We start from the raw sequence: 8,792 nt of genomic DNA on the forward strand, positions 1-8,792 counted from the left end.
AAATGGTTGAAGAAAATGAAAAACGAAGAAAAAACGAGAATAAGGGAGTCTGACTCAAATATTGAGGGGTTAAACCGCTTTGACATACTGAACTGTCTTCTTTTTGTACTCATCGTCATAAAGTGGCTTTTTCATCTTTGACACAGTCCTCCGATAGTTGTCGTTTCATCAGTGTAATCTGTGTCTACTATTAAGTCTAGCATCATTATGATTACTCACAGCTTCCCGCCAATTGTCGTGTATATGCTATGACGTGTATACATTCTGGTAAAGTGAAAAGGGCGGAAACGCGGTTGTTTCCACCCTTTTTGCTACTTATTCCGGCATATTTCCAACAGTAGGATCGATGGTAAAGTCTGGCTTGTAACCTTCATATTTTACTTCCGTCACCATCCCCTGAGAAGCGTGGCCAAGGTCGTGGCAGTGGAACATCCAATTCCCTGGGTTGTCTGCCTTAAAGGCGACGATATATTCTTCACCCGGCAGGACATTAAGGGTATCTTTTACCAGAGGTGAACCGGATATAGGCTTACCGTTCTTGCTCAGTACTTGGAAGAAGTGGCCGTGTAAATGCATCGGATGAACATCTTTTGGTGACTTGTTCACCAGTTTCACTTTGACCAGGTCGCCTTCTTTCACGTTTAGCGGAGCAGTATCCGGGAATGTTTTGCCGTTGATGGTAAAGGCGAATTCTCCATTTCTTGTTTCGGTGCCAAGCTCCATGGTGTACTCCAGATTAAACTTGTCGTCTAGAGAGAAGTTACTCTTTGCTGTCTCTCCATATTTAGTGATATCAACTACAGGCATTTCATTCGTGTCGTGAGCTGGCAAGTCGCCTGTTGCTCCTTCGTAAACGATCGGAATGGCCAGGGTTTTAGCTCCCGGATTTGGTCCGTGTTCATCCAACAGCCATTTCCCCGGGTTATTGGCAACGAATTCAATATCGTATCGTTCGCCCGGAGCGATATTCAGTAATTGGTCTTTTACAATCGGCGGATTGTTAATCGGCTGGCCGTCCGTAGAGACGATTTTAAAATCGTGTCCATGCAGATGAAGCTTGTGGGAGAGGAACCCTGCATTGACCAGACGGATTCGAACTTTTTCTCCTTCCTTTACTGTAAGGGGTTGGATGGCTGAGCCTGTTTTTCCGTTAGCGGAGAAGATCGTGTACATCAGGGGCATCATTTCGGCATCGCTCATTGGCATTTCGGAACTGCCCATGTTCATGTTATGGCCGCCATGACCGTTGCTTGATTGACTATTATCCGTGTTGGATTGAGAGCCTCCGCCGTGGCTCATGCCGGCCATGTCGTCCTTCAACCATTCGTCGATAACAACTGTGTAGTCCTTGTCAACGGGTTGTGCGTCCTTTGGTTCAACGACAATCGAGCCGTAAAGTCCTTTATCTACTTGCTCGACACTTTTCTGATGAGAGTGGTACCAATACGTTCCGGGAACATCTACTTTAAACTGATACGTGAAACTATCACCAGGTTTCACTGCATTTTGGGTCACCCCAGGAATCCCATCCATATTGTTCGGAACAGGTAGGCCATGCCAGTGAATGGTTACCGGCTCCTTCAGTTCGTTTTTCAGGACAACCTTAATAGTTTCCCCTTGTTTCACACGAAGTTGTGGTCCTGGAACGGTGCCGTTAAATGTCCATGCTGTGCGCATTGTTTTGTCATCCAGGTGAAGCATCGTTTCTTTTGCGGTTAGGGTAAACGTGTTACCCGTCAAGACTTCAAATGATGCGTCTGTTGACGCAGCCATTGTAGGGGAAGATTGGCTGTTGTTAGATGAAGAGCCCATATTCCCCATGTTGTGTCCTTGATGGTTCATGTTTTGATCATTATTTGTACAAGCGGACAGCACAAGTGCACCCGTAAGCATGAGCGGTAGTACTAACCACTTTTTGCTGCGTGTCTTGGTGGACATTGTTCATACCTCCTTACCTGCTGATGAAGTAAGATTATCACATGATTGTGGAGAAAAGATGAAGATATACATATAGAGAGATGAAGTAGCCCTTGCTTCGGAGAAACTCTTTTGGGTATATGCACATAAGATGGTGGAGGAGGTGACCATGATGTTTAGCGGTAATACTGTTGATACCACAAGAGTATGGGGAGAAAGTGTAATCTCCGTCATGTTGAACGCTTATCAGATGGCATATCCCGGATTTCCTTCCGCCATGGTGCCGTGGAAACCTAACGCCATAACGATAGTGCCTGCCGAGCACTTTTCCTTCGCCTTTACGGCTGCTTCTCTGGTCCATGACCCGAATAACGCCCCCGTGATGATTGTCCCGGAACGACTTACGGAAGAAATAAGAATCGAAATCCAGCGATTGTCGCCGGAAGGAAATAACGTACCTGCCCAGGTCTTTTTGGTAGGGCCCGTAAGCAGAGGCGTGGAACAGGACATTCAAGCGCTGGGGTATTCCACTTTACGAATCGGCAATGAGGATCCGTACCGGACGGCTATGGAGGCTTCCCAATTCCGTTTAACGTATCCACCGACGTCAGAACAGGGGAAAAAGAACGTCTTTCTGATCTCCGGTGAAGCATTTGACGAAAGTATGTTTGTACCCAATTACGCTATGCATCAGGGAATCCCTGTACTTTTAACGGAAAAAGATCGTATTCCGGCTCCAGTCCAGCAATATTTTCATGAACATCCGGAATTGAACGTCTACATTGTCGGTTCCCAAGTGACCGTCTCCGATGAGGTTGAACGCTCTCTGCATCGTTTGACTGCAGGAAAAGTAACAAGAATTTCCGGTTCCTCACCGTATGACATTTCTGTCCGTTTTTCTAGGTTTTTTGATTCAGAAACCAGGGTAGGATGGAACCGGAATGAGAAGGGAAAAGGAGATGCGTTTTCCTTTGTGAATCGTAGAGAGTGGCGGCTTGCAATCATATCGGGGCTTTTCTCCCATCTTGGTAAACATGCACCTTTATTATTAACCAGGGCAGGAGCATTACCGAATGAAGTAAGAAGCTATCTCCGTTTCCTTCGGCCAGAGATGAAAAGGCCGCCAGGTCCTCCTTTCATGCACGGCTTTGTCTTCGGAAATTTCGATTCGATCAGCTATCAGACGCAAATCGAGATAGAAGAGCATATTATTTTTCCAGCACAGCATTAGTAAACAAAAGCGCCTTTCTAAAGGTGCTTTTTTGATTTCAACATAATTTCTTCACAAGTATCGGTTACAATAATAATGGTTCTTGAAAGATCGAAAGGAGTTCAATTTATGGGTCTTGCGTTAATCGGTACAATTTTGATTACTCTTATACTATTTGTTTATTTTATCGTAATCAGAAGGCAAATTCGCATGCTGAATAACGTGAAGAGGCAGGAAGACAGGGAGAGGCGTTTACAGTTGTCCAAAACGCTACAATGGATTAAGTGGGCAATGATGGCATCATTTACTGGATTTGCAATCGCCGGAGTCATGACTTTGATTGGCACGGGGGCTGAAAGAGGAGTGTTTATGGAACACGTTCACGGGTTGGGGTACTCTTCCGACGGAAAACGTATCCTGATTCCCGCTCATGATGGAATTAGAATTTATGAGAACGGAATTTGGTATGTTCCGAATAAAGAAAAACACGACTATATGGGCTTTTCTACTGTTGACGAAGGGTTTTACAGCAGCGGTCATCCGGCCCCGGGATCCGAACTGAAAAATCCGCTGGGTATTGTTAAAAGTAAAGACGAAGGAAAAACTCTGCAAACACTCGCTCTTGAAGGGGAAATCGATTTTCACAATATGGCGGTTGGGTATTCTTCTCATGTCGTTTACGTGATGAATCAGCAGCCCAATTCCAAAATGAGTACAGCCGGTCTTTTTTACTCTACAGACGAAGGCAGTACATGGACGAAAAGTGAAATGAAAGGTATCACGGAAGAACTCACCAGCATGGCTGCTCATCCGACAGAAGCATCTGTCGTGGCGATCGGTACCCCGACTGGTGTTTACCTTTCAAAAGATCACGGTAACACCTTTGAAAAAGTCGCTTTAGCCGGACAAGTCACCTCAATATTTTTTAACAACCGAGGCGATTTGATTATCGGAGGGTACGATAACCAGGCGTATCTGAAAAGAATGGACGTGAATACCAAAAAGGTAGAGCCGCTGTCCATTCCCAACCTGACTGAAGATTCGGTTGCGTACTTTTCCCAGAACCCAGTAGATGAAAATCAAATGGTTTTTGCTACATTCAGAAACGATATCTATATTTCCAATGATAGAGGGTTGAATTGGAAAAAGATTGCGGATCAAGGGAAAACCATTTCCGAAGGAAGCCCAGAAAGCAAATAACATGCAAGACTCCCCAAAGTACGAACCGTCGGGGAGTCTTTTTTGACATGATTTATTCATGGAACGTCAATCACAAACGGTACTACAAATACCTTCCCGTTATGCTGAAACTGTCCCCATATCTTGTAGATGCCAGAATTGGGAAATGCAGTTCCAAACTTTGCTTCGGGACCTGGCGTGTTTTCCTCTAAAGGGTGGTTATGGATGTACTTTTCCACATCCGAACTGATGATGACAACGTGGCCGATTGCCCCAAGATATTGTTGCAGATTAGTAATCGGCTTCTTGGTTGCGGCATCTCGGAAGGAAAAGGTCATTGTAACTTCTTTTCCGGACTGCAATTTGTCAAAGGATAGAGTCACTTCCTTGCCTTCTACAACTTTGGTCAGATTTGTTTCCGGTTGAAGGGGACGAGGGGATGGAGCCTTACCCGCAATCGTTACCCACTGGCTCTCGGTTTTTGCCTCTCCGCCTGAAGGGATAAAATCTGCTATAAGTTTGTAATCACCACCAGTGGGAAAAGTTGTGGTAACTGTAAACATGCCATTCCCTTTGTTTTCGGGGTGCAGGTGTTGAAAAGTGGAGAGGTCCTTACTTACTACAATTAAATGCATCTCTTTTTCATGGCTGATATCAAATTTTTCAACCGGTTTTCCGGTGTTGTCCTGTATTTGTATAGAAATCTGTTCTTTTCGGTTGCTTTGTGGAGTTTGGCTTGACAGTCTCCAGACAGCCTGAATCTGTGAAGAATTCGTGGTCTCGTCTCCTCCTGTGGCGGGTTGATTGTGCTGTTTGTGATCCATGTTCGGTTGCTCAGGTTGACCCGCGTTTGGTGCACATGCTGCAGCCGCAAGAATGCTTGCAAAGATAACACTCGTTACCCAGTTATTCACATAAATGGCCTCCTCAAAATGTTAATGTATGGTCATAGCATGTGTTATTCCCAAGGTTTCATTCCGATTGGCAAATTGGAAATACGATAAAGACTTCGGTACGAGGCAATTGTATGAATAAAAATGGGGTTGTTCGCATGGACGAATTTTTCTATTTGGTCGCATTGGCAATTGGAAGTATTGGTGCGTATTGGATATACCGTTACCGTAAGGAAAAACAAATAAAGGCGAAAAGGAGAACATAACAAAACAGGGGAGGGCCTCTCCCCCTGTTTTGTTTTAACTCGCCATATTACGGCACTCCGCTGCACATTCTCGGCACATTCTTGCACACTCCTGGCAGTGAGTGTCTTTGAACATTTCGCAATGTGTTGCACAGGCTTCACAGATAGTGGCGCACAAACCACAAAGCTGTTTCGCATATTCACTGTTACGGGACATGTACTGTACGGAAAGAGCGCAGATATCCGCACAATCACGCAGTGTTTGGATGCATTTGGTTCGTTTTTGCGCATCCGGCTCCTGAAGGCATGCCGTCAAACACTCCTCGCAGGCTTGCAGACATCTCACGCAAGCTTCAATACATTGCTGAAATGTGTTTTGGAAGGTTGCAAGCACATTTGACACCTCCTTTTTGGTTGTCCAAGTCTAGTATGGAACCGGAAGCATGATTTATGCACGTGAAACGTCTTCATAATTTACTCACATTTGTATCGTAAAATGATACTGAATCCATCAAGCCTTTTAATCTAGTTACTGGAAAGGAGGAACGATATGTGGAATTCCCTTTTGTACCAGTTGGGATCATGGTTTTCCAACCCATTTTCCAATCTGTTCTTTGCGATAGGTGAAGAAATACCGTTGATCGGGGCACTTTTGCTGGGAATGATCGGAGCGTTTGCACCATGTCAATTATCCGGTAATGTTGCGGCGTTTACCATTTTTGGGAAAAAACTTCTTTCCAAAGGCACATTTGGTCGGAATGTGGCTCTGTTCATTCTGGGAAAAGCGTTTGTCTATTCTACGTTAGGTGCAATTGTCTATTTGTTTGGAGAGCATCTTTCCAATCAAGCGATCCCTGTATTTCAATGGGCAAGAAAACTGTTGGCTCCATTGTTTGTTGTCATTGGCTTGTTTTTACTCGGTTTCATTCGAATTCCTCATCTCGGAACCAACACCATCACGCAGAAAATCGAGCGTTTCGCGCAACGCTTTGAAGAAAGGACACAGGCGTTTCTGCTTGGAGTGGCTTTTTCACTTGGATTTTGTCCGACGATGTTCTGGCTCTTCTTTGGTCTCGCCATGCCTTTGATGCTTTCCAGTTCAGTCGGTATTGTTCTTCCAGCCGTTTTCTCATTAGGGACTGCGATTCCATTGTTTGCTGTACTGCTAATTCTGGCTATTGTAGGCGACAGGGCGGCCGTATTAAAACGATCTCGAAAATGGGGGACAGTGATCCAGAAAGTCTCAGGAGGTATATTCGTCCTTTTAGGCATTTCAGACTTTTTTACATTTTGGTAAGCAAGCATAATTACAAAACAACCCTTAGGTAATATCATAATTTCGGAATATTTCCCTTGCGCAAAAAAGTATCATTAAGGAAACAAGCCTCTTTTACATTAGGCTCTATTATCGTTTGGTGCGATTTTACTTAATGCTTAACTACCGATTCCAGTTAGGGAATAGGTTATTTGGAATTATTTAAGAAAGAAATATTTTTGTGTTCTCCTTTCATTTTAAGCAAGAAATAGGGTGTCTTATTGTCATTTTTGATAATTGTGTATGTAATGTTAATTTGATTCTCTTTGCGGCTTATAGATCAAGTCCATATTTGTGTGTAAAATTGCCCTCGGTTAGAATGCCCCCTTCCGTCCCCCGAAGGGGGAGACGCAGGGAGCACACCCCCTGCACCCCGTCACTCGCCGTATGGCAGGCCCAGCAAGGGATTGCTGGGTTTTTCAAAAGTGTGTTTCATTCAGCCTGTCAAGGCTAAAAATGGAACGCTTCGCGGCCTTGACAGGCTTAGATGCGGTGTTTATTAGCCGATGCGAGTGACTTTGGTATGGGAGGAGATTGGGGATTGTCCTTGACGCCATTCAAGATATTCTGTCATGTCCAAATACTTTTTGCCGCTAGCCCATTTCTCGTCCGTTTCCATGAGCAAGGCCCCTATCAAGCGGATGGCAGACTCTCGATTCGGAAAAATCCGAATCACGCGTTCACGGCGGCGGATTTCCTCATTCAACCGCTCCATCGGATTGGTGGTGCGAAGACGCTTGCGGTACTTTTCCGGTAATGCCAAGACGGCTGTGACATCTTCGAAGCCTGCTTCCAGGACAGCCATGGCCTTCGGCGCTTTCGTTTCATACTCCTCCAGTACCTTCTCTAACAGCATCCGTGCCGTCTTTGCATCCGGTGCCTCCAGAATGGGGCGAATCCGGCTATGAATCTCGTCCTGCAAGGATTTGGGTGTGGCGTCAAGAATGTTGCGCATGAAGTGCGTCTGGCATCGCTGCCAGGTCACCCCTTGGAAGTTCCTGCGGATGGCTCGAACCAACCCTCCATGGTCATCCGACACAATCAGATCGACGCCTTTTTAAGCCCACGGCTTTTCAGCCAGCCAAAAAATTCGCTCCAGCTGGCCTCCGACTCGCTGTCGCCGAGCATAACGCCCAATACCTCCCGGTATCCATCGGCATTGACACCGATCCCGATGAGAGCGCCCCGTGACCGCACCCGCCCTTCTTCGCGTACTTTCAGGTACAGGGCATCGACGATGACAAAGGGGAACGAAAAATCGTGTAGCGGACGGTTGTTCCAGGCGTTCACGATAGGATCCAACCGTTTGCACAGATCGGACACGGTCGATTTGGAAAACTCCGTACCGCACAATTCTTCTGTGATCTGGGCCACCTTACGGGTAGACACACCGTTGACGACCATCTCCATGAGAGCCAGCACCAGTGCCTGTTCGCTGCGTTGATAACGGGCGAACAACTCGGTGGAGAACTTCCCGCCGCGAATGCGAGGGACACGAAGCGTGATCGTACCGACACGTGTAGTCAATTGGTGTGGGTATGTACCATTTCGATATGCTTGACGCTCATCTGTCCGTTCGTAGGGTTCAGCCCCCAACTGTTCGGTCGCCTGTGCCTGCAAGACTTGGTTCAATACGGATTCCAACAACTTGGCCACTCCCGAATCCTGTGAATTGCCGAGAAAAAGCTGATGCAAAAGTTGCGAATCTACGGTAATCTGGTATTGAGCCATTTCAAATTCCCTCTCCTTCGAATGTTGTCTAGTCAACTTCATTCTAACCGAGGGGGATTGAAAATGGCTCCCTTATTTTTAGAGAGATGCTGTTTTTACACAATTATACGGACTCAACTTCCTTTAGGGACATACCATCCAAGGGGAGAGAATCAAGTATTTATCGAGATTCATGAAGAGGAACTGATTGTCAGAGCAACTCCGCAAGGAGAAGTTCTTGCACGACATGGATCGGTTACACTAAGTTGGACAGAAAAAATAAGGGCTTGTAGAATAAACCTATTATGTTAAGGAGCGGATCT

Annotated in this window: 6 protein-coding genes and 1 pseudogene; 3 read left to right on the plus strand and 4 right to left on the minus strand. The window is 45.7% G+C overall.

All coding sequences use genetic code 11. The features are described from left to right. Positions 1-315: 315 nt before the first annotated feature. Positions 316-1,938: a multicopper oxidase family protein gene (locus tag ACTHO6_RS20860; protein WP_197187224.1), complete on the minus strand. Its 1,623-nt coding sequence runs from the start codon at positions 1,936-1,938 to the stop codon at positions 316-318. Positions 1,939-2,086: 148 nt separating this feature from the next. Between ACTHO6_RS20860 and ACTHO6_RS20865 the strand changes: the two genes are divergently transcribed. Further along, on the plus strand, positions 2,087-3,148 hold the full coding sequence (locus tag ACTHO6_RS20865) for a cell wall-binding repeat-containing protein (protein ID WP_197187225.1): 1,062 nt from the start codon (positions 2,087-2,089) through the stop codon (positions 3,146-3,148). 108 nt (positions 3,149-3,256) lie between these two features. After that, positions 3,257-4,327 carry a F510_1955 family glycosylhydrolase gene (locus ACTHO6_RS20870; RefSeq protein ID WP_197187226.1) on the plus strand — a complete coding sequence of 357 codons (1,071 nt, stop codon included), beginning with the start codon at positions 3,257-3,259 and terminating at the stop codon, positions 4,325-4,327. Positions 4,328-4,383: 56 nt separating this feature from the next. Here the strand turns inward: ACTHO6_RS20870 and ACTHO6_RS20875 are convergent, their stop codons facing one another. Both ACTHO6_RS20875 and ACTHO6_RS20880 read right to left on the minus strand, forming a co-directional pair. Beyond that, complete coding sequence (locus ACTHO6_RS20875) at positions 4,384-5,220, minus strand: hypothetical protein (RefSeq protein ID WP_197187227.1); 837 nt, start codon at positions 5,218-5,220, stop codon at positions 4,384-4,386. 279 nt (positions 5,221-5,499) lie between these two features. Next, entirely contained in the window at positions 5,500-5,847 is a 348-nt protein-coding gene (locus tag ACTHO6_RS20880) for a four-helix bundle copper-binding protein (RefSeq protein ID WP_338136549.1), read from the minus strand. A 147-nt stretch (positions 5,848-5,994) separates the two neighbouring features. Here ACTHO6_RS20880 and ACTHO6_RS20885 point away from each other — a divergent pair, with 147 nt between their 5' ends. After that, positions 5,995-6,741 (plus strand): cytochrome c biogenesis CcdA family protein, encoded by a 747-nt coding sequence (locus tag ACTHO6_RS20885; protein ID WP_197187229.1) that lies wholly within the window; start codon positions 5,995-5,997, stop codon positions 6,739-6,741. Between the two features lie 517 nt (positions 6,742-7,258). On the opposite strand, the pseudogene ACTHO6_RS20890 reads toward ACTHO6_RS20885, so the two are convergent. Next, a pseudogene (locus ACTHO6_RS20890) lies at positions 7,259-8,490 on the minus strand (IS256 family transposase). Between the last annotated feature and the right edge of the window lie 302 nt (positions 8,491-8,792).

Origin of the sequence: Brevibacillus sp. SAFN-007a (genome assembly GCF_051967035.1) — a bacterium.
GTDB lineage: Bacteria > Bacillota > Bacilli > Brevibacillales > Brevibacillaceae > Brevibacillus.